Source organism: Stenotrophomonas sp. GD03777 (assembly GCF_029842485.1).
GTDB lineage: Bacteria > Pseudomonadota > Gammaproteobacteria > Xanthomonadales > Xanthomonadaceae > Stenotrophomonas > Stenotrophomonas sepilia.
This window is the reverse complement of the sequence record NZ_JAOCGL010000053.1, coordinates 1-20,504: the sequence shown is the minus strand read 5'-3', so window position 1 is coordinate 20,504 and position 20,504 is coordinate 1. Positions and strand designations below refer to the sequence as shown.

The 20,504-nt window shown below is 67.1% G+C and carries 17 protein-coding genes; 15 read left to right on the top strand and 2 right to left on the bottom strand.

The features are described 5' to 3' along the window. The first annotated feature begins 114 nt into the window (after positions 1-114). A complete protein-coding gene (locus N5E02_RS12545; RefSeq protein WP_139726813.1) occupies positions 115-1,263 on the top strand; it encodes a heparan-alpha-glucosaminide N-acetyltransferase domain-containing protein in 1,149 nt (382 codons plus the stop codon). 79 nt (positions 1,264-1,342) lie between these two features. Next, entirely contained in the window at positions 1,343-3,097 is a 1,755-nt protein-coding gene (locus tag N5E02_RS12540; protein ID WP_279946313.1) for an oligopeptide:H+ symporter, read from the top strand. A gap of 56 nt (positions 3,098-3,153) precedes the next feature. On the opposite strand, the gene N5E02_RS12535 is transcribed toward N5E02_RS12540, so the two are convergent. Beyond that, complete coding sequence (locus tag N5E02_RS12535) at positions 3,154-5,142, bottom strand: prolyl oligopeptidase family serine peptidase (RefSeq protein ID WP_164229242.1); 1,989 nt, start codon at positions 5,140-5,142, stop codon at positions 3,154-3,156. 163 nt (positions 5,143-5,305) lie between these two features. Next, positions 5,306-5,941: a LysE family transporter gene (locus N5E02_RS12530; protein WP_005415673.1), complete on the bottom strand. Its 636-nt coding sequence runs from the start codon at positions 5,939-5,941 to the stop codon at positions 5,306-5,308. 138 nt (positions 5,942-6,079) lie between these two features. Between N5E02_RS12530 and N5E02_RS12525 the strand changes: the two genes are divergently transcribed. The 13 genes from N5E02_RS12525 to N5E02_RS12465 form a co-directional block, all read left to right on the top strand. Then, positions 6,080-6,985 carry a LysR family transcriptional regulator ArgP gene (locus N5E02_RS12525; protein ID WP_049416399.1) on the top strand — a complete coding sequence of 302 codons (906 nt, stop codon included), beginning with the start codon at positions 6,080-6,082 and terminating at the stop codon, positions 6,983-6,985. 183 nt (positions 6,986-7,168) lie between these two features. Then, positions 7,169-7,648 (top strand): GNAT family N-acetyltransferase, encoded by a 480-nt coding sequence (locus tag N5E02_RS12520; RefSeq protein WP_279946312.1) that lies wholly within the window; start codon positions 7,169-7,171, stop codon positions 7,646-7,648. 154 nt (positions 7,649-7,802) lie between these two features. Continuing rightward, complete coding sequence (gene mqo, locus N5E02_RS12515; protein WP_279946311.1) at positions 7,803-9,494, top strand: malate dehydrogenase (quinone); 1,692 nt, start codon at positions 7,803-7,805, stop codon at positions 9,492-9,494. A gap of 355 nt (positions 9,495-9,849) precedes the next feature. Further along, positions 9,850-12,057 carry a TonB-dependent siderophore receptor gene (locus tag N5E02_RS12510; protein WP_139726811.1) on the top strand — a complete coding sequence of 736 codons (2,208 nt, stop codon included), beginning with the start codon at positions 9,850-9,852 and terminating at the stop codon, positions 12,055-12,057. A gap of 190 nt (positions 12,058-12,247) precedes the next feature. Continuing rightward, complete coding sequence (mdcA, locus tag N5E02_RS12505) at positions 12,248-13,891, top strand: malonate decarboxylase subunit alpha (protein ID WP_065185999.1); 1,644 nt, start codon at positions 12,248-12,250, stop codon at positions 13,889-13,891. 10 nt (positions 13,892-13,901) lie between these two features. After that, positions 13,902-14,222 carry a malonate decarboxylase acyl carrier protein gene (gene mdcC / locus N5E02_RS12500; RefSeq protein ID WP_065178127.1) on the top strand — a complete coding sequence of 107 codons (321 nt, stop codon included), beginning with the start codon at positions 13,902-13,904 and terminating at the stop codon, positions 14,220-14,222. After that, positions 14,219-15,127, top strand: coding sequence for a biotin-independent malonate decarboxylase subunit beta (locus tag N5E02_RS12495; RefSeq protein ID WP_065178128.1), 909 nt, complete (start codon positions 14,219-14,221; stop codon positions 15,125-15,127). The genes mdcC and N5E02_RS12495 overlap by 4 nt, the downstream gene beginning before the upstream one ends. A 2-nt stretch (positions 15,128-15,129) precedes the next feature. After that, entirely contained in the window at positions 15,130-15,834 is a 705-nt protein-coding gene (mdcE, locus tag N5E02_RS12490) for a biotin-independent malonate decarboxylase subunit gamma (RefSeq protein ID WP_065178163.1), read from the top strand. Then, the gene (gene mdcG, locus N5E02_RS12485; RefSeq protein ID WP_065178129.1) at positions 15,827-16,468 is read left to right on the top strand and encodes a malonate decarboxylase holo-[acyl-carrier-protein] synthase; all 642 of its coding nucleotides are present in this window, start codon (positions 15,827-15,829) and stop codon (positions 16,466-16,468) included. Before mdcE ends, mdcG begins: the two co-directional genes overlap by 8 nt. Then, positions 16,465-17,322, top strand: a complete 858-nt coding sequence (gene mdcB, locus N5E02_RS12480) for a triphosphoribosyl-dephospho-CoA synthase MdcB (protein WP_065186001.1) — start codon at positions 16,465-16,467, stop codon at positions 17,320-17,322. Before mdcG ends, mdcB begins: the two co-directional genes overlap by 4 nt. Continuing rightward, positions 17,319-18,239 carry a malonate decarboxylase subunit epsilon gene (mdcH, locus tag N5E02_RS12475; RefSeq protein ID WP_065196560.1) on the top strand — a complete coding sequence of 307 codons (921 nt, stop codon included), beginning with the start codon at positions 17,319-17,321 and terminating at the stop codon, positions 18,237-18,239. The genes mdcB and mdcH overlap by 4 nt, the downstream gene beginning before the upstream one ends. A 105-nt stretch (positions 18,240-18,344) precedes the next feature. Further along, positions 18,345-19,712, top strand: coding sequence for an SLC13 family permease (locus N5E02_RS12470; protein WP_049445977.1), 1,368 nt, complete (start codon positions 18,345-18,347; stop codon positions 19,710-19,712). A 105-nt stretch (positions 19,713-19,817) separates the two neighbouring features. After that, a partial coding sequence (locus N5E02_RS12465) for a GntR family transcriptional regulator (RefSeq protein ID WP_279946310.1) occupies positions 19,818-20,504 on the top strand: 687 nt, incomplete at its 3' end.

Here is a 20,504-nt window from a genome sequence, read left to right as displayed (position 1 = left end):
ACAGCGCAATGAGGCTGTGCGTGAAGCCGGAATCGGCAGACACGGCAAAGTCCGGCTGGGATCACCTGAATTGATATGTTATATCTTAATACTACCCTGTAGCTTCCGCATCGCATGCCCCCTTCCCCCTCCTCTCGCCTGGCCTCCATCGACCAGCTGCGCGGCACCGTGATGCTGCTGATGCTGCTGGACCACGTGCGCGAGACCTTCTTCCTGCAGCACCAGGTGAGCGACCCGATGGACGCAGCCACGGTCTCCCCTGCGCTGTTCGCCTGCCGTCTGCTGGCCCACCTGTGCGCACCCGTGTTCGTCCTGTTGACCGGCCTGTCGGCCTGGCTGTACGGCCAGCGCCAGCCGGATCCGCGCCGGGCCACAGCCGCCTTCCTGCTCAAGCGCGGGTTGTTCCTGGTGGTGCTGGAACTGACCCTGGTGAACTTCGCCTGGACCTTCCAGCTGCCGCCGCACACGCTGTACCTGCAGGTGATCTGGGCCATCGGGCTGAGCATGATCGCGCTGGCCGGCCTGCTGTGGCTGCCACGCCCGGCCCTGCTGATGCTGGCAATCGCGGTGGTGGCCGGGCACAACCTGTTCGACGGCCTTCGGGTGCAAGGCAATGGCCTGCTGGCGGTGCTGTGGAAAGTACTGCACCAGCGCGACTGGATCGAGGCTGGCACGCTGCGCCTGCGCACCTCCTATCCGGTACTGCCGTGGATCGGGGTGATTGCGCTGGGTTATCTGATGGGGCCCTGGTTTGGCCGCGCGCGCGCGCCGGAGCAGCGCCAGCGCTGGCTGCTGTGGGCAGGCGTCAGCGCGCTGGCCCTGTTCGCATTGCTGCGGTTGGCCAACCAGTACGGGGATGCTCCCTGGTCGTACCAGACCACTACGCTGCGCACGTGGTTGAGCATCTTCAACGTCACCAAATACCCGCCGTCCTTGCAGTTCCTGCTGCTGACCCTGGGCGTGGGAGTGTTGCTGCTGCGGCTGTACGAATGGCCGCCGCTGGCGCGGGCACTGCAGCCGCTGGCCGATATCGGCGCTGCGCCGATGTTCTTCTACCTGCTGCACCTGTACTTACTGAAGGGGCTGTACCTGGCCGCGTTGGCGGCTTGGGGGCCGACCCATGGCGAGCTGTATGCCCTGGATTCGGTCAGCGGCCTGCTGCTGGTGGCCTGTGCGCTGGCGGTGGTGCTGTACCCGCCGACGCGGGCCTTCGCGCGGTTCAAAGCGCGAAGGCGCGATCTGCCGTGGTTGCGATACCTGTGATCGCCCAGGCCAGTCCGGCAATCCACGCATGGCGTGGATCTACTGAAAGCGGATCAGGTCACAGGCCTATAATTCCGCGATGAATTCCACCGCTATCGCTTCCGACGACTTCCTGGGCCACCCCAAGGGCGTCTACGTCTGCTTCTTCACTGAAATGTGGGAGCGCTTCTCCTTCTACGGCATGAAGGCGCTGTTGCTGCTGTACCTGACCAAGTACCACCTGTTCGGCGACAAGGCCGGCCTGGACCTGCTCGGTGCCTACGGTGGCCTGGTGTACTGCATCCCGGTGTTCGGTGGCATGCTGGCCGACCGCTGGCTGGGCATGCGCCGGGCAGTGCTGTTCGGCGGCATCCTGCTGGTGCTCGGCCACCTCGGCATGGCCTTCGAGGGCCACGCCGCGTACCGGGTGAACGGCGAAGTGGTGCGCGACACCTCCGCACTGGCGGTGACCTACCTGTCCCTGGCGCTGATCATCATGGGCGTCGGCTTCCTGAAGCCAAACATCTCCACCATCGTCGGCAAGCTGTACGCCAAGGACGACCCCCGTCGCGACTCGGGCTTCTCGCTGTTCTACGCCGGCATCAACCTCGGCGCGCTGTTCTCTTCGCTGGTGTGTGGCTTCCTCGGTGAGGCCTACGGCTGGAAGTACGGGTTCGGCGCCGCCGGTATCGGCATGCTGGCCGGTCTGGCGATGTTCCTGTGGGGCCAGAAGTACCTGCAGGGCCACGCCGAACCACCGCAACCGGCCGCGCTGAAGCAGAAGGTGCTGGGCCTGCCACGCGAATGGTTCATCTATCTGTGCGCGGTGCTCGGTGTGCTGCCGGTGGCGTGGCTGATGTGGGCCGCGGGCAACGGCGCGTTCGCGCTGGGCGGTGAAATCAGCCTGGCGCTGATGCTGATGCTGGTGGTGCTCGGCGGCGTACTGGTCTGGTTCGCCTGGTTCACCGGCACGAAATGCACGCCGGTGCAGCGCCAGCAGATGATCGCGCTGATGGTGCTGATCTTCATGGCGCTGGTGTTCTTCACGATGTACGAGCAGTCCTACGGCTCGTGGGTGACCTTCACCGACCGCCTGTTGACCAAGGACATCGTGCCATCTCTGGTGATCACCGGCGGCACTCCGCTGCCGTGGTCGATCCTCTCGCTGCTGCTGGCACCGCTGGGCTTCGTGGTCAGCGCACGCCTGTCCGAACGGCGCCCGGGTTCCGCCGCGCCGCGCACCTTCTTCGCCGTGATCATTGCCCTGATGCTGGTGCTGCTGGTGCGCGACTGCCTGGTGATCCCGCAGACCGCAGGTTCGCTCACCTACCTCGGCGGCCTGTTCCTGGTGCTGCTGGCGCCGGCCTTCGCCGCGCTGTGGACGTGGATGGACCGCCGCGGCTGGGAGCCGGGCAAGCCGGTGAAGTCGGCCTGGGGCCTGGTGATTGGCGCACTGTCGTTCGTACCGCTGGCACTGGCGGCGCAGCAGGTGGGCGCCACTGGCGAGATGGCCAGCGTGTGGTGGCTGGTGCTGGCCTACTTCCTGCTGGCCAGCGGCGAGATGTGCCTGTCGCCGGTCGGCCTGTCGGCAGTGACCCAGCTGGCCGTGCCGCGGGTGATGAGCCTGATGATGGGCACCTGGTTCCTGGCCACCGCGTTCTCGGAAACGCTGGCCGCGCTGTTCGGCAAGCTGGCCGCGATCGAGGTGCCGGAAGGCGAATCGCTGGACATGGTGGCCGCAGCCGGCGCCTATGCGCACCTGTTCTGGCTGCTGATGTGGATCGGCCTGGGTTGCGCACTGGCGGCCTTCATCGCCGCACCGCTGCTGAAGAAGATGATGCACGGGGTGAAGTAAACCCCGCGCTTGCGGAAAACCAGGGCGGCGGAATGATCATCCACCGCCCTGTCAGCTCAGGGCGCCTTGTCCTTGCCGGTCGCGGGCGCGGTCGTCGCAGTCTTGCCGCCCAGGCTGCGCGCCAGGAAGGCCAGCAGCTTGTCGTAGTACTCGCTGCGATGGGCCTCGGTGTAGAAGCCGTGGCCTTCGGTCTTGTAGTACAGGCTTTCCACCGGCGTGCCGGCGCGCTTGAGCGCGGCTTCCATGCGCTCGGTGTGCTGGATCGGCGCGCGCTTGTCTTCGCCACCGGCGGCCAGGAACACCGGCACCTTGATCCGTTCGGCCATGTTCACCGGCGACACCGCACCCAGCTTGGCCGGATCCCCCAGCCATTCGCGCAGATAGGTCACGCCTGAACCCCGGTCCTGGATGTCGCCGCGGGTGTACATCATCGGCAGGTCGTAGACCCCGACATAGCCCGCCGCGCACTGATACAACCCGGGTTCGCGGGCGGCACCCATCATCGCCGAGTAGGCCCCGTAGCTGGCGCCGTAGATACAGATGCGACGGCCGTCGGCGATGCCTTCGCTGATTGCCCAGCGGGTGGCATCGGTGACATCGTCCTGCATCGCCGCGCCCCACTGCTGCGCCCCGGCCTGGGTGTGGGCCCGGCCGTAGTTGCCCGAACCACGGAAGTTGACCTGCAGCACGGCATAACCGGCCGCGGCCAGCATCTGCGTTTCGCGGTCGTACTGGCCGGAATCGAAGATGTCGAACGGGCCGCCATGCGGCATCACCACCATCGGCAGGTTGCGCCCGTCGCTGCCGGCCGGCAGGGTCAGGAAGCCATGCAGCGGCAGCCCGTCGCGCGCCTTCAGTGCAATCGGCTTCACGCTGGCGCTACGGTCCACGTCGATCCAGTCGCTGCGGCTGATCAGGTGATCGGCCTTGCGCGCCACCGTGTCGTACACATAGAAATCGCCTGGATTCGAGCCCGACCAGGTTTCCACCAGCACGACACGGCCATCGCGGGTGCTGGAGGTGATGTAGACGGGCCCTCCGAAGGCGGCCTCCAGGCTGCGGTACAGGCGCGCATCGGCCGAGCCTTCATCGAAGAAGCGCGTGCGCGGTTTGTCACCCAGGTACAGCGCGCCTACCGGCACATGGGTGCCGGGCCGGTGGATGATGCGGTACGGATTGACCACCTCGTCGCGTAGAAGCGTCGCGCGTTCGCCGGTCTGCGGGTTCCAGCTGACGATCGCATCCGGGCCCTGGGCCTGCTCGACGTTGAGGTAGGCCAGGCTGTCATCGGCCGAGAAGCCGAGGGCGGTTTCGATGCGCTTGCTGACCGCCTCATCATTGATCAGCTTCCAGCTGTCGCCACTGCGTTCGCGGAAATACAGCTTGTTGATGTTGTCGCTGCCCGAGCCGTGCACGAAGCGGACCTCGCCGGCGCCGTCGGTGGTGAACTCACCGCGCCGTACCGGCGAAGACGCCACCCGCGAGCGACGACCGGTGGTCACATCCATGCGATCGACGCGGGTGAACGGATCCTCAGCCAGCGGCCATACGGTCACCAGCACGTTGCGCTCGTCACCCGGCAGGTCGTCGGCCAGGAAGGCGGCCACGGCTTCGACTTTCTTCGGCTGGATGCGGGTCCCCGGGCCCTTGCTTTCGACGCGATAGCCGACCAGCAGCTCGCCACGGTTGCCATTGGCGTCGATGGCATAGAGTTCGCCGGTGGGATTGGGCTGGTCGAGCGAGCCCCACTTCTGGGCCAGGCCGATCAACAGGCGCTCGTTGCTGACCCAGTCGAATTCCTGCGCATGATTGCGGCTGGGCGGCCAGAAACTGCCGACCACCTCCTTGTCCTTCAACCGCAGGATCGCGATCGCGGTACTGTCCTCCTTCGGAACCGTTGCCGCTACGTACTCGCCCCCCGGCGAGATCTTGATATCGGTGAAGGTCTCCCGGCGCAGGTACTGCGTCAGGTCCACCGCCCCCGCGCTGCCTGCGGCAACGCCCCCGATGACGGCCAGCGCGGCCGCCAGAATGGTCTTGTGCATCCTTCCCCTGCTCCTGTGGACACCTTGTCCTGGTGGCCGATTCTAGGCAGCGCCGAGCGTTTGACGCCAGAGCCGGAAAAGACGACGGCACCGTTGCCGGTGCCGTCGTTGCCACTACCTTGGAGAGAGAGTCAGGACGTGGGTTCGGGGGACGTGCGCCGGGTCAGTGGACCCCGCGCACCGCCAACATGAGGGCCAGGATGCTGAGGATCACGGCGATGGTGCCGTCGAGCACGCGCCAGGTGCTGGGCTTGGTGAACAGCGGCGCCAGCAGGCGGGCGCCGAGGCCCTGCGCGGTCAGCCACAGGCAGCTGGCGGTGACCACGCCGGCAGCGAAGGCCATGCGGGCGTTGCCGAAGTTCTCGGCGATGGAGCCGATCACCATCATGTCCAGCCAGAAGTGCGGGTTGATCAGCGAGAAGCCGACCGCGGCCATCAGCACCGCGCGGCGGCTGCCGTCATCGCTGTCGGCCTCGCCCATGCCACCACCCCCGGCGATCGCACGGCGTGCCGACTTCATCGCATACCAGGCCAGGAACGCGACACCGGTCCACAGCACGGCGGTCGTCAGCCACGGCAGCGCCGAGGTGAGCGTGCGCAGGCCGGCCACGCTGGCGAAGATGAAGATGGCATCGATGGCCGCGCAGGTGGCGACCACCGGCACGATGTGCTTGCGCAGGATGCCCTGGCGCAGAATGAAGGCGCTCTGGGCGCCGACCACCGCGAACAGGCCGATGCCGGTGGCTGCGCCAGAGAACCAGGCACCGAGGCCGGTGCTGGCGGAGATGACCGAGAACATGGGATTCACTGCCTTGTATTGCTTGGGGGGACGGTGCCTCGCGAAGGCGGACAGCACCGGAACGGACGCCATTGTCGCGCCGCAACATGGAAAAGACGAGCTAAACTTCCTAAACCAACATTAGCGGAGCTTAATTCGATGCGCATCGATCATGCCCAGCTGCGCGCCCTGGCCGCGGTGATCCGCGAAGGCAGCTTCGACCGCGCCGCACAGTCGTTGAATGTCACGCCCTCGGCCATCTCGCAGCGGGTCAAGGCACTGGAGGACCGGATCGGCCGCCTGCTGGTCAAGCGCGGCACCCCGGCCACCGCCACCGCCGAGGGGCAGCTGCTGGTGCAGCTGGCCGAGCAGACCGCCCTGCTCGAACACGATGCGCTGCACCGGATGGGCCTGGCCGATGAGGACCTGCCCCAGGCCAGCATCCCGGTGGCGGTGAACCACGACAGCCTGGAAACCTGGTTTCCGCAGGCCGCCTACCAGTTCGCGCAGACCACCGGCACCACCCTGGACCTGCGTGTGGAAGACCAGGACCACACCGTGGAGCTGCTGCGCCAGGGTACGGTGCTGGGCGCAGTGACCACGCTGGACGAGCCGGTGCAGGGCTGCCAGATCCATGCGCTGGGCAGCATCCGCTATGCAGCGACCTGCACGCCGGAGTTCCGCGAACGCCACTTTGCCAAGGGCGTGACCGCGCAGGCGCTGGCGCAGGCACCGGTGCTGGTGTTCAACCGCAAGGACGAAATGCAGTCGCGCTTCGCCCGGCGCATGGCCGGCGACGACCTGCCCAGCACCGCACCGACCTGGTGGATTCCCTCCACCCGGGCCTTCGTGCAGGCCAACCTCGGCGGCATGGGCTGGACCATGAACCCCCTGCCGCTGGTCAAGCGCCACCTGGACGCCGGGCGACTGGTCTACGTGCGCCAGCGCGCGTGGGAAGACGTGCCGCTGTACTGGCAGCACTGGAAGGGCGACGTGCAGACCATGGCCCTGCTGACCCGCGCGGTACTGGATGCGTCCTCCGCGCTGATCCGGCGCAAGCGCTGACGCCCAGCGGGAAAAAGGGGACGGAGGGGATTAAGTCGTCTTTGCCCCGGATGTCGTTTGGGTCTTAAACGACTTAATCCCCTCCGTCCCCTTTTTTGCTCCATCGGATCTCCACGTAAGCTCCACACCAGGTCCATGCGTGATGCGGATACTGGTCGGCCGATCACTGCAAGGATGCCCTGCATGCCTGTATTCGTCCGCGACGCCCGCCCCGAAGATGCCGCCGCCTGCATCGACCTGCGCGGGCGCACCCGCGAGAACGCCTTCAGTGCGGCCCAGCTGGCAGAACTGGGCATCACCGAGGACAGCTGGGCAGCCGGCATCGCCCAGGGCGATTCGATCGGCCGCGTCGCCTGGGACGGCAAGCGCATGGCCGGTTACTGCTTCGCCGATCGTGACAGCGGCGAGGTGCTGGTGCTTGCCCTGCTGCCGGACTACGAGGGCCGCGGCATCGGCCGCCAGCTGCTGCAGGACGTGGTCAGCCTGACCCGCGATGCCGGCCACCAGCGGCTGTTCCTGGCCTGCTCGGCCGACCCGCGTTCGCGCTCGCATGGCTTCTACCGCCGCCTGGGCTGGCGCCCGACCGGCGAGCTCGATGAGGCCGGCGACGAGATCCTTGAGCTGGTCCCCACCGTCGCCGGGCGCCGCCTGCCGCCCACGTGACAGCGTCGCGAAACGTCGGATGCTGCGTTGCATCAAAAAACGACCGGATCCGGTTAGAATCGCGGATGGATGCTGCAAGGCGTTGTTTCTTCACGCCCTTTCCCTGCCCCACGCGCATCCTGACCCCTTCCCCTCCGCCAACGATCCCGCCCCCATGAAGAAATTTGGCAAGGCCCTGCTCGCCCTGCTCGTGCTGCTGTTGCTGGCCGCCGCGCTGTTCCTGTACTGGCCACTGACCCAGCGCTCCGTGCCCGCCGCCAGCAACGACAAGCCCGTCGATGTTGTGCTGGTCGGCGCCGGCATCATGAGCATCGCCCTGGCCACCTACCTGCAGGAACTGCAGCCGGACTGGAACATCCAGGTCTACGAACGCCTCGACGGCGTCGCCGGTGAAAGCTCCGATGGCTGGAACAACGCCGGCACCGGCCACTCGGCGTTCGCCGAACTGAACTACACCCCGGAACTGCCCGACGGCAGCATCGAGACCAAGCGCGCGGTCGGCATCGCCGAATCGTTCGAGGTCTCGCGCCAGTTCTGGTCGCACCAGGTGAAGGAAGGCCGGCTGAGCCAGCCCAGCGACTTCATCAACCCGACCCCGCACATGAGCTTCGTCTGGGGCGATGACAACATCGCCTACCTGCACAAGCGCCAGCAGGCCCTGGTGAAGAACCCGCTGTTCTACGGCATGCAGTACTCCGAGGATCCGGCGCAGATCAAGCAGTGGGCCCCGCTGCTGATGGAAGGCCGTGACCCGAAGCAGAAGGTTGCCGCGACCTGGATGCCGCTCGGTACCGACGTCAACTTCGGTGTGATCACCCGCCAGCTGACCGCCGGCCTGCAGCGCAGCCCGAACTTCAGCCTGCACCTGAACCATGAAGTGACCGCCCTGCGGCAGAACGCCGACAAGAGCTGGAACGTGACGGTGAAGGATCTCAAGGCCGGCACCGAAACCACCACTCACACCCGCTTCGTGTTCATCGGTGCCGGCGGCGCCGCGCTGAAGCTGCTGCAGATGTCGGGCATTCCGGAATCGAAGGACTACGCAGGCTTCCCGGTCGGTGGCCAGTTCCTCGCCTTCCAGGGCCAGGACGTGACCTCGCGCCATGGCGTAAAGGCCTACGGCATGGCCGAAACCGGTTCGCCGCCGATGTCGGTGCCGCACCTGGATGCACGCAAGCTGGACGGCAAGCCGGTGGTCCTGTTCGGGCCGTTCGCGCTGTACAGCACCAAGTTCCTCAAGCACGGCTCGTGGTGGGACCTGTATTCCTCGGTGACCCACAACAACGTTGGCCCGATGCTGGAAGTGGGCAAGGACAACCTGGACCTGGTGCAGTACCTGATGGGCCAGGCGCGCCTGAACGATGCCGACCGCCAGGCCGAACTGGTCAAGTACTTCCCCAATGCCAAGCCGGGTGACTGGAAGCTGGTCACCGCCGGCCAGCGCGTGCAGATCATCAAGCGCGATCCGCTGAAGGGCCCGGTGCTGCAGTTCGGTACCGAGATCGTGACCGACAAGGACCACACCATCGCCGCGCTGCTCGGCGCATCGCCGGGCGCGTCGACCTCGCCGCCGATCATGCTGGACCTGATGGCCAAGGCCTTCCCGGACCAGATGAAGGCCGGTTGGGAAACCCGCCTGCGCGAGATCGTGCCGTCGTACGGGCGCAAGCTCAACGACAGCGCCGCACTGGTCAACGAGATCCGTACGCTCACCAGCCAGACCCTGCACCTGCCGTACCTGGAGGTGCCGGTGGATGCGAACGCGGCGGTGCCGGCTCCGGCCGCTGCGGCTCCGGCACCGGCGAAGGAAAAGCGCAATGCCAATGAGGAACTGCAGGCGCTGTAAGCCCGCGCGTTCCTTCGATGCAGACGGACGGCCACCTTCGGGTGGCCGTTTGTTTTTGTGCGAGGTGGGTCGGATCCCTCCCGCACGGGAGGGCTCTGACCTGCGATTGGGCGTCGATGATGGGGTCGGAGCCCATTGTCTGCAGCAACGGGATCCGACCCCGGCCCGCCACTGCTCCGCGCCGGGAAGCCCCTGCACAATGACGCGAATTGTAATGTTGTTAAGAATTATTTACATTTGCACCATGCGCAGTGATCGCGCCGCTCCAGATGGACCTGACCGTGCCCGAAGCCGCCGCCCCGGGTGCTGGACGACTGTTGCCGCCCTTCCCCCGTTTCCAAGCCTCGAGCCCACCATGCCCCTGCCTGTCCGTAACCGCCTGCCCCGCCGCGCACTGCTGCCCGCTGCCCTGCTTTCGTCGCTGACCCTGCTGGCCACACCCGCCGCGTTCGCCGCCACCGATGCCGCCGGCGATGCCAAGACCCTGGACCGGGTCAGCGTCCGGGCCGAGCAGTCCGCTCCGCCGGCCAGCACCACGCGCCTGCCGATCACCCTGCAGGAAACCCCGCAGTCGGCCACCGCGATCAGCCTGCAGCGCCTGCAGGACGAATCACTGTTCAGCATCAACGATGTGATGCGCAACGTGACCGGCGTCAGCGTGTCCTTCTATGACACGCAGCGCCCGCTGTACTACGCGCGCGGCTTCGCCATCACCGACTTCCAGGTCGACGGCATCCCCACCTACAGCGGCTCCACCAACCAGGAATACGACACCGCCTTCTACGACCGCATCGAAGTGATCCGCGGTGCCAACGGCCTGCTCAGCGGCGCCGGCGTGCCGTCGGCCACGGTCAACCTGCTGCGCAAGCGCCCCGGCAAGGAATTCGACGCGTCGTTCGCGGTCAGCGCCGGTAGCTGGGACTACCGCCGCATGGAAGCCGACGTCACCGCGCCGCTGACCGATGACGGCCGTTTCCGCAGCCGCGTGGTCGCCGCTTACACCGATCGCGGGCTGTACTACGACCGTTACGACGAGAACAAGATGGCCGGCATGGCGGTGCTGGAAGGCGATGTCACCGACAGCACCACGCTCACCCTCGGCTACCAGACCCAGGACAACAACCCGACCGGTTCGACCTGGGGCACCGTGCCGTTCTTCGACAGCCAGGGCAATTTCGCCCATCTGCCGCGTTCGACCAACCTGTCGCCGAAGTGGAGCTACTGGAAGCGCGAGAGCAACACCGCCTTCGCCAACCTGGAACAGCGCTTCGGCGACAACTGGCTGCTGAAGATCAACACCGCCTACACCCGCGGCAACGTGCAGAACGTGCGCCTGTACGGCACCGGCAACCCGGACCCGGTGACCGGCTCGGGCATCTTCCTGCGTGCGGCCGCCGGTGATTCGAAAGACACCCGCCGCAATGTCGATGCTTACCTGACCGGCAACTTCCCGCTGTTCGGCCGCGACCACGACCTCACGGTCGGTGCCCAGTGGTCGGATCTGGAAGGGACCACGAACACCGTGGCGCTGAACTTCCCGAGCGACTGGGCAACGTGTGTCAGCGCCACGGGTGCACGCGAGCGCTGCTACTACATCCCCAACGTATACAGCTGGAACGGCGATATCTCCGAGGTGACCTACCGCCGCACCGGCGCGCGCCGCGTGGCCAAGACCACGCAGAGTGGCGTCTATCTGGCCACCCGCCTGCACCTGGCCGATCCGCTGTCGCTGATCGCCGGTGCACGCCTGAGCCGGTGGGAAACCCTCACCCGCTCCTACAACGCCACCGGCGCCTATACCGGCACCAGCGGTGCGTACAAGGTGAGCGATGAAGTCACTCCGTACGTGGGCCTGGTCTACGAGATCACCCCGAACGTGTCGGCCTATGCCAGCTACACCGAGATCTTCAATCCGCAGAACTACAAGGACCGCAACGAGAACCTGCTGGCGCCGGTGCAGGGCTCGAACCTGGAAGCGGGCATCAAGACGCAGTGGTTCGATGGCCGCCTGACCGCAAATGCCGCTGTGTTCGAGGCCAAGCAGGACAACTACGCGGTGCGTGACATGGGCGTGCCGGAGGGTTCGCTCAGCGACGGCAGCTCGGCCTACATCGGCGTCAACGGTACCAAGGCGCGTGGCTGGGAGATGGATATCAACGGCGAAATCCTGCCGGGCTGGACGGTCAATGCCGGCTACACCCACGTCAAGGTCACCCGCGCCGCCACCGACCTGCTGTACGCCAACCCGCCCAAGGACCTGCTGCAGCTCAACACGCAACTGCAGCTGCGCGGTGCGCTGGAACGCCTGAGCATCGGCGGTGGCCTGCAGTGGCAGAGCAAGGTGCAGGGCTACAACATCGCCTACCCGCTGGGCGGCACGGTGACCGTGAACCAGCCGGCGTACATGCTGGTGCAACTCAATGCCAACTACCGCATCAGCGACAGCTGGACTGCAACGCTGAGCGTGCGCAACGCGCTGGACAAGACTTACTGGGCCAACCTGGACTACAACAACTACGGCGAGCCGCGCTTCGTGTCGGCCAGCCTGCGCTGGAAGTTCTGAGCCACCTGCGAACCGGTGGGTGCCTGGTGGGTGCCGACCGTTGGTCGGCACGCCCTCCGCCACGACCCACCGTCGCGGCCTACCTGAATGAGCCCGCCTCCGCGCGGGCCCTTCTTTTTTGCTGCAATGCAGGTTGTACCCACTTCGTAATTATGCCGTAATTATCCCAACACCCGTCGGAAGCCGGTCAATGAACCCGAGCTGGGATACGTTGGAACGCAGTCGCCAGGCCCGCCTGGAACGTGCCGCGCCGTGGGCCCGGGGACGCGAGGTCGCCAGCAGCGACGTCGGCGAGTTGCTGCACGCAGTGCTGGAGCCAGGCGACAAGGTCTGCCTGGAGGGCAACAACCAGAAGCAGGCAGATTTCCTCGCCCAGGCGCTGGCCGACCTCGACCCCGCCCGCGTGCATGATCTGCACATGGTGCAGTCGGTCCTCTCACTGCCCTCGCACCTGGACGTATTCGAGCGTGGCATCGCCTCGAAACTGGATTTCTCGTTCTCCGGCCCGCAATCGGTGCGACTGGCCAACCTGGTGGCCGAAGGGCGCATCCAGATCGGTGCCATCCACACCTACCTGGAACTGTTCGGCCGCTACTTCATCGACCTTACGCCGCGCGTAGCGCTGGTCGCCGCGCAGGCCGCCGACCGCCACGGCAACCTCTATACCGGGCCGAATACCGAAGACACGCCGGTGATCGTCGAAGCCACCGCCTTCGGTGGCGGCATCGTCATCGCCCAGGTCAACGAGATCGTCGACAGCCTCCCCCGCGTCGATGTTCCTGCGGACTGGGTCAACTTCGTGGTGCAGGCGCCGAAGCCGAACCATATCGAGCCGCTGTTCACCCGCGACCCTGCGCAGATCTCCGAGATCCAGGTGCTGATGGCAATGATGGCCATCAAGGGCATCTACGCCGAGTACGGCGTGAATCGTTTGAATCACGGCATCGGCTTCGATACCGCCGCCATCGAACTGCTGCTCCCCACCTACGCAGAATCGCTCGGGCTGAAGGGAAAGATCTGCCAGCACTGGGCGTTGAACCCACACCCGGCACTGATTCCGGCGATCGAATCGGGCTTCGTCAGATCGGTGCATTCGTTCGGTTCGGAACTGGGCATGGAGAAATACATTGCCGCGCGGGGCGACGTGTTTTTCACCGGCGCCGACGGCTCGATGCGTTCCAACCGCGCGTTCTCGCAGACCGCAGGCCTGTATGCCTGCGACATGTTCATCGGTTCCACCCTGCAGATCGACCTGCAGGGCAACAGCTCCACTGCCACCCGCGACCGCATCGCCGGCTTTGGCGGCGCACCGAACATGGGCTCGGACGCGCGCGGCCGCCGCCATGCCAGCGAGGCCTGGATCAAGGCCGGCCAGCAGGCCGCACGCCCGGGCGAGATGCCACGCGGGCGCAAACTGGTGGTGCAGATGGTGGAAACCTTCCGCGAGCACATGGCCCCGGCATTCGTTGACCGCCTCGACGCCTGGGAACTGGCCGAACGCGCGAACATGCCGCTGCCGCCGGTGATGATCTACGGCGACGACGTCAGCCATGTGCTGACCGAGGAAGGCATCGCCAACCTGCTGCTGTGCCGCACTCCCGAGGAGCGCGAACAGGCGATCCGTGGCGTGGCCGGCTATACCGCCGTGGGCATCGGGCGCGACCGCGCGATGGTGGAGAACCTGCGCGACCGCGGCGTGATCCGCCGTCCCGGTGACCTCGGCATCTCCGTGCGCGATGCCAGCCGTGACTTGCTGGCGGCGCGTTCGGTGAAGGACCTGGTGCGCTGGTCCGGCGGTCTGTACGACCCGCCCAAGCGCTTCCGCAACTGGTAAGGGGCTGAGCATGGAAACCCTCGACTATCGATTCGAAGGCCGCACCGACGTGCCGTTCGCGCGCGATGCGGTGCTGGTGGGCGTGCTGGCGTCAGGCAACCTGGAAATCCTGCTGGAACCGGCGGCGCAGCAGGGCGCGATGACGGTGCGCGTCATCACCGCCGCGCAGGGCTTCGGCAGCATCTGGCAGGCGGTGATCAACGACTTCGCACAGCGTCATCCGCTGCGCGATGTGCGCGTCTCGATCAACGACGCCGGTGCGACCCCGGCCGTGGTCAGCCTGCGCCTGGACCAGGCCGTGGAAACCCTGCTGGCCGGAGGCGCGCCATGAACCACGTACAGCGCCACAGCTATTACGAAGCCGATGCGCGCGAGCGCATCGCCGGGCTGGTCGACGCCGGCTCGTTCCACGAGTTCCTCGGCCCGGCGCGACGGATGATGAGTCCGCACCTGGCCCAGCTCGACCAGCCGGCCGCGTTCGACGATGGCATCGTCGTCGGCGAGGCCAGGATGCAGGGCAAACACGTGCTGCTGGCCGCACAACAGGGTGAATTCATGGGCGGCGGCGTGGGCGAAGTGCATGGCGCCAAGCTGACCGGGCTGCTGCGCCGTGCGGCGTACACCCGCCCTGACGGCGTGCTGCTGCTGCTCGATACCGGCGGCGTGCGGCTGCACGAAGCCAATGCGGGCCTGATTGCGATCTCCGAGATCATGCGCGCCACCCTGGACGCGCGTGCAGCGGGCGTGCCGGTGATCGCGCTGATCGGCAGCGGCAACGGCGCCTTCGGTGGCATGGGCATCGTTGCCCGCTGCTGCAACACGGTCATCATGTCCGAGGAAGGCCGGATGTCGCTGTCCGGACCGGAGGTGATCGAAACCGTTCGCGGCGTGGAAGAGTTCGACTCACGCGATCGCGCGCTGGTCTGGCGTGTGACCGGTGGCAAGCACCGGTACCTGATCGACCAGGCGCAGGTGCTGGTGCCCGATGCCCTTGAAGCATTCGCGCTGGCCGCACGCGACGCGCTGCACCCCGATGCGGGCAGCACTGACCCGGATGCTGCACTGGCCGCATTGCAGGAACGCCATGCGGCCTTGAAGGCGCGCGTGCGGGCCTGGGGCGATTGCCGCGATGGCCTGGAGATCTGGGCGCGGCTGGGCATTGCCCACCCCGAACGCCTGCCACTGCTCGACACCGATGAATTCCTCACCGCCACCGGCGACCGGAGCCTGCCATGAGCATGCCGTTGCAGACACTGCTCGATGCCCTGTTTCCGCATGGGCATGCCATTGCGGTGAGCGATTCGGTGCTGACCGGCAGCGCCACCACCGACAACGGCGATGTGACTGTGATCGGCACCGCCAACAAGCTCGAGGTGGGCGTGGACCACGCACTGGCACTGGCCGAAACGGTGCTGGCCAGCACCGCCGCGCATCCGCAGCAACCGATCGTGATGCTGGTCGACACCGCCGGCCAGCGCCTGGCACGCCGCGACGAACTGCTCGGCATCAACGGCTGTTTCGCGCACCTGGCGCAGACGCTGGATCTCGCGCGTCGACGTGGCGCGCGACTGGTCACGCTGGTCTACGGTGAATCCGTCAGTGGTGGCTTCCTCTCGTTCGGGCTGATGGCCGACCACATCCATGCCCTGCCGGATGCGCAGGTGCGGGTGATGGACCTGCGCGCGATGGCCCGGGTGACCAAGCAGCCGCTGGATAAACTGCAGGCGCTGAGCCAGACCTCACCGGTGTTCGCACCGGGCGTGGAGAACTACGTGGCGATGGGTGCGGTGGAATCGTTGTGGGAGGGTAATCTTGCCCAGCACCTTCTGCAGGCCCTGCGCACGCCCGCCCATGGCGACCGCCGCGCAGTGCGCGGAGCCGAACGTGGCGGGCGCATGCTTGCCGCACGCGTGGCTGAAGCCGTGAGCCAGGGCGATGCCTGAGCGGCTGCCCCGACATACGCTGGTCTGGCTGTCAGCGCACGCCGGCTGGCAGGCGGACATCGCCGCGCATGAGTCGCGCTTGGCCGACTGGTTTGCACAGGGCCGGCCGGCCATCGTCGCGCGGCGTGCCGCCGACGATGCCGATCCACGCCTGCGTCTCGGCGTGCCGCTGCCGCCCGCCGAGGACAAACTGCGCCTGGCCCTGCGCGTGCCAGCACACGATGTGCTGCGCACCACGCCGCCGCCGGCACTCCAGGCGGTGCTGAAAGGCGACGTTCCGCAGGACTGGCGGCGGCCCCTTGAAGTGCTGCAGAACATCGCTGAGGCGCGCGTATTCGGTGCCTTCGCGTGGCAGCACCTTACTGGCCTGCGCTATGTGCACGCGCGCTCGGACGTCGATCTGCTGTGGCCGATCGACACCACCGCGCAGGCCGATGCCCTGGCTGCACGGCTACAGGCATGGGAAGCCGAACACGACCGGCGGGTCGATGGCGAGCTGTGCCTGGGCGGCGACGCCGCCGTGAACTGGCGGGAGTACGCCGGACGCAGCCGCGAGGTACTGGTCAAGCGCCTCGATGGTGCCGCACTGGAACTCCGCGATGCGTTGTTCGCCTCCGCCGGGGTGAGCGCATGAACGCCGTCGTGCAATCGGCAGTCAGGCCGGCAGCTGCCGTGGACAGCGCGCGTCTGGGGCGCCTCGCCGTCGCCAGCCTGCATGCGGAGCTGGCGCTGGCACCCAAGCCCGGACTGGTCACGCCATTCGACAGCGGCAGCCATCACGACATGGACGCCGGCACGTTCCTGCGCAGCCTGTTCGCACTGCGCCACTACTTCACCGCCGTGGCCCGCCTCGGTGCAGCCGGGACGGACTTCGACGCCTTGCGCCGGTGTGGCATCGCCGCCGAGATCGCGATGCTGCGCGCGACCGCCGGCGTCAATACCCATCGTGGCGCGGTCTTCAGTCTCGGCCTGCTGGTGGCGGCCGCCGCGGCCTGTCGCTCCCGCCTGGGCCATGCCGCCACGGGCGAGCAGGTCTGCCAGGAAGTGTGCCGCTGGTCTGCCGAGCTCGCCGACGCACCTCTGGATGCGAACAGCCCTGGCCAGCGCGCGCGCGCACGGCACGGCGTGCAGGGTGTGCGCGAACAAGCGGCCACCGGCTATCCGCTGCTGCGCGGCGTGGCATTGCCTACTATGCGTCACGCGCTGGCCAGCGGCCTGCCACGCGAGGCCGCGATGTGCCAGACCCTGATGCAGCTGATCGCGTGCGTGGATGACCTCAACCTGCTGCACCGTGGCGGCGCCGACGGCCTGCGCTGGGCCCAGCGGCAGGCCCGCACCTTCCTGGAAGCGGGCGGCACCTTCGCGCCGGACTGGCGGACACATCTGCGTCGCATCGGTGATGGCTTCGTCGCGCGCCGGCTGAGCCCGGGCGGCAGCGCAGACCTGTTGGCCTGCAGCGGGTTCCTGCTGCTGCAGGAGCGCGCATGAGCCTGGCCCTGCTCTGCCCCGGCCAAGGCGCGCAGCATGCAGCGATGTTCGACCGCGTGCGCGATCTTCCGGCTGCGCGCCACACCCTTGATCGGGCCAGCACGGTGCTCGGCCGCGATGTGTTTTCCGCCGCGGCGGCCGACGACCGTTTCGACAATGCGCAGGCACAACCGCTGCTGTGCGCGGCCACTCTGGCTCAGTGGCAGGGGCTGCGCGACAACGTGCCAACGCCGACGCTGGCCGCCGGCTACAGCATCGGCGAGTTGGCCGCGCATGCCATCGCCGGTAGCTTCGATGCGGCCACCTGCCTTGCCCTGGCGGCGCAGCGCGCGCAGTTGATGGACGGCGCCAGCCCCGCCGATGCAGGCCTGCAGGCGGTACTTGGCCTGGAGCGCCATGTACTGCAGCCACTGTGCGATCTGCACGGTGCGTACGTGGCCATCGCCAATGGGCAGGACCATTTCATCGTGGGCGGCACGCACGCCGCATTGCAGCGGCTGGCCGGTGCCGCACGGGCGCAGGGTGCCGGCATCCGTCCGCTGCCGGTGCACGTGCCTGCACACACACCGTTGCTGGCGGCGGCGGTAGCACCGTTTGCTGCCGCACTCCATGCCTCGCCACTGCAGGCCCCACGCCTGCCGCTGCTGGCCGGCATCGATGCGCGACCGGTGCGGGATCGCGCAATGGCGGTCCACACGCTGTCGGCGCAGCTGGCGCAGACCATCGAATGGGCGCAGGTGATGCGCCAGGCCTTCGAGCGCGGCGCGCGGGTTTTCCTGCAGCTGGGCCCGGGCAACGCGCTGGCGCGCATGGTCGCACCGGCCTATCCGTGCTGCGAAGTGCGCGCGGTGGAAGAGTTCCAGAGCCTGGAAGGCGCCGCGGCGTGGGTCCGCAGTGCGCTGGAGCGGCTGCAGTAACGGGTTCGAGCAGTACGTATCACGCAACACGCAGTACGTCGCCTTACCCCGGGGATGGCGGGTCTCCATCCGCGCTGTACGTGAGTCACGTGTCTGGGAGGGCGCATGAGTCCACAAATCGCAACGATCATCGGCCTGGTGATCATGTTCATCGTCGCCACGGCGATGCCGATCAACATGGGCGCGGTCGCCTTCGCGTTGGCCTTCATCATCGGTGGGCTGTGGGTCGACATGGGCGGCAAGGAGGTCCTGGCCGGCTTTCCCGGCGATCTGTTCCTGACCCTGGTCGGCATCACCTACCTGTTCGCCATCGCGCAGAAGAACGGCACCATCGACCTGCTGGTGCACTGGGCTGTAAAAGCCGTGCGCGGCCATATCGTGGCCATCCCGTGGGTGATGTTCGTGATCACCGCGGTGCTGACCGCGTTCGGTGCGCTGGGCCCGGCGGCGGTCGCGATCATCGGCCCGGTCGCGCTGCGCTTTGCCAAGCAGTACAACATCAACCCACTGATGATGGGCCTGCTGGTCATCCACGGCGCACAGGCGGGCGGCTTCTCGCCGATCAGCGTGTACGGCAGCATCACCAATGGCGTAGTGCAGAAGGCCGGGCTGGAAGTGACCGAGATGGCGGTGTTCCTGACCAGCCTGGGCTTCAACTTCATGATGGCGACGATCTGCTTCTTCGCCTTCGGTGGCATCGCCCTGCTGCGTCGCGGCTCGATCACCGCGGCAGGAACGATCGGCAATGCCGAACTGGCGATGGCCGGTGGCCCGCAGGCGTCGTCGCGCCAGTTCGCGATCGAAGGCCATGGCGCGCTGGTCGCAGCAGGCGGCGGCACGCTCAGCAATGATCCGGCGGCACTGGATGCGGTGGGCCTGACCCGCGAACGGTTGTTCACCCTGATCGGCCTGCTCGGCCTGGGCGTGGCCGCGCTGATCTACAACCTCAACGTCGGCCTGGTCTCGATCACCGTCGCGGTGGCGCTGGCGCTGCTGTCGCCACAAAGCCAGAAGGGCGCGGTCGATGGCATCAGCTGGTCCACCGTGCTGCTGATCTGTGGCGTGGTGACCTACATCGGCGTGCTGGAACATGCCGGCGCGGTGGACTTCATCGGCAATGGCGTGTCCGACATCGGCATTCCGCTGCTCGGCGCGCTGCTGGTCTGCTACGTCGGCGGCATCGTCTCCGCATTCGCCTCGTCGGCCGCAGTGCTGGGCGCCACGATTCCGTTGGCGGTGCCGTTCCTGATGCAGGGTCACCTCAGCGCCGCCGGCGTGATCTGCGCGCTGGCGGTGTCGTCCACCATCGTCGATGTCAGCCCGTTCTCCACCAATGGCGCACTGGTGGTGGCCTCGGCAGCGAAGGAAGAGCGCGAAACCCTGTTCCGCCGCTTCCTGGTCTACAGCGGTCTTGTGGTGGCGCTTGGACCGCTGCTGGCCTGGCTGGTATTCGTGGTGCCCGGCTGGATGTAACCGCCCAGCGGTAGTGCCGGCCGCTGGCCGGCAATCCCATGAAGCCATCCAGCGATCACGGGTTGCCGGCCAGCGGTCGGCACTACCTGGCGGTACACTTCCTCCATGGCCATTGCCCCCGCCCCGCGATCACCGAAGAAGCGCGCGCCTCTGTATGAAGAGGTGGCCGACCACGTGCGCGAGCGCATCTACGACTACCGGCTGCCGCCGGGCGAGTGGATCGACGAGCCCGCGCTGTGCGAAGAACTGGGCATCAGCCGCACGCCGCTGCGCGAGGCGTTGAAGCTGCTGGCCGCCGAAGGCCTGGTACAGATCGACGCAGGTCGTGGCAGCCGGGTCACCCGGTTGACGCTGGAAGACCTCAACCAGCTGTTCCCGGTAATGGCCATGCTGGAAGGCCGTTGCGCACACGAGGCGGTCAGGCACATCGACGATGCCGGCGTGCAACAACTGGAGGCCCTGCATGCGGCGATGGAAGCGGCGGCGGCCGAGGGCAACATTGCCGAGTACTACCGCAACAACTACCTGATCCACGAAACCGTGCAGCATTACGCGGGCAATCCGTGGCTGATCCGCATCACCCACGACCTGCACCGCATCCTGAAGATGCATCGCGGCCGCCAGCTGCTGACCCCGGGCCGCACGGCGCAGTCGCTGGCCGAACACCGCGAGTTGATGGAGTGCTTCCGCCGCCGCGATGCGCAGGCTGCCGAACGCACCATGGAGCGCCATCTGCTCAGCCAGGGCCAGGCATTGGCCGCCTATGTCGCAGCGGGCGGGTTGTTGAACGTG

What these genes read in the sequence shown, in the direction of transcription:
- N5E02_RS12545 (WP_139726813.1), top strand. Translation starts at nt 115, where the DNA reads ATGCCCCCTTCCCCCTCCTCTCGCCTGGCCTCCATCGACCAGCTGCGC.
- N5E02_RS12540 (WP_279946313.1), top strand. Translation starts at nt 1,343, where the DNA reads ATGAATTCCACCGCTATCGCTTCCGACGACTTCCTGGGCCACCCCAAG.
- N5E02_RS12535 (WP_164229242.1), bottom strand. Translation starts at nt 5,142, where the DNA reads ATGCACAAGACCATTCTGGCGGCCGCGCTGGCCGTCATCGGGGGCGTT.
- N5E02_RS12530 (WP_005415673.1), bottom strand. Translation starts at nt 5,941, where the DNA reads ATGTTCTCGGTCATCTCCGCCAGCACCGGCCTCGGTGCCTGGTTCTCT.
- N5E02_RS12525 (WP_049416399.1), top strand. Translation starts at nt 6,080, where the DNA reads ATGCGCATCGATCATGCCCAGCTGCGCGCCCTGGCCGCGGTGATCCGC.
- N5E02_RS12520 (WP_279946312.1), top strand. Translation starts at nt 7,169, where the DNA reads ATGCCTGTATTCGTCCGCGACGCCCGCCCCGAAGATGCCGCCGCCTGC.
- mqo (WP_279946311.1), top strand. Translation starts at nt 7,803, where the DNA reads ATGAAGAAATTTGGCAAGGCCCTGCTCGCCCTGCTCGTGCTGCTGTTG.
- N5E02_RS12510 (WP_139726811.1), top strand. Translation starts at nt 9,850, where the DNA reads ATGCCCCTGCCTGTCCGTAACCGCCTGCCCCGCCGCGCACTGCTGCCC.
- mdcA (WP_065185999.1), top strand. Translation starts at nt 12,248, where the DNA reads ATGAACCCGAGCTGGGATACGTTGGAACGCAGTCGCCAGGCCCGCCTG.
- mdcC (WP_065178127.1), top strand. Translation starts at nt 13,902, where the DNA reads ATGGAAACCCTCGACTATCGATTCGAAGGCCGCACCGACGTGCCGTTC.
- N5E02_RS12495 (WP_065178128.1), top strand. Translation starts at nt 14,219, where the DNA reads ATGAACCACGTACAGCGCCACAGCTATTACGAAGCCGATGCGCGCGAG.
- mdcE (WP_065178163.1), top strand. Translation starts at nt 15,130, where the DNA reads ATGCCGTTGCAGACACTGCTCGATGCCCTGTTTCCGCATGGGCATGCC.
- mdcG (WP_065178129.1), top strand. Translation starts at nt 15,827, where the DNA reads ATGCCTGAGCGGCTGCCCCGACATACGCTGGTCTGGCTGTCAGCGCAC.
- mdcB (WP_065186001.1), top strand. Translation starts at nt 16,465, where the DNA reads ATGAACGCCGTCGTGCAATCGGCAGTCAGGCCGGCAGCTGCCGTGGAC.
- mdcH (WP_065196560.1), top strand. Translation starts at nt 17,319, where the DNA reads ATGAGCCTGGCCCTGCTCTGCCCCGGCCAAGGCGCGCAGCATGCAGCG.
- N5E02_RS12470 (WP_049445977.1), top strand. Translation starts at nt 18,345, where the DNA reads ATGAGTCCACAAATCGCAACGATCATCGGCCTGGTGATCATGTTCATC.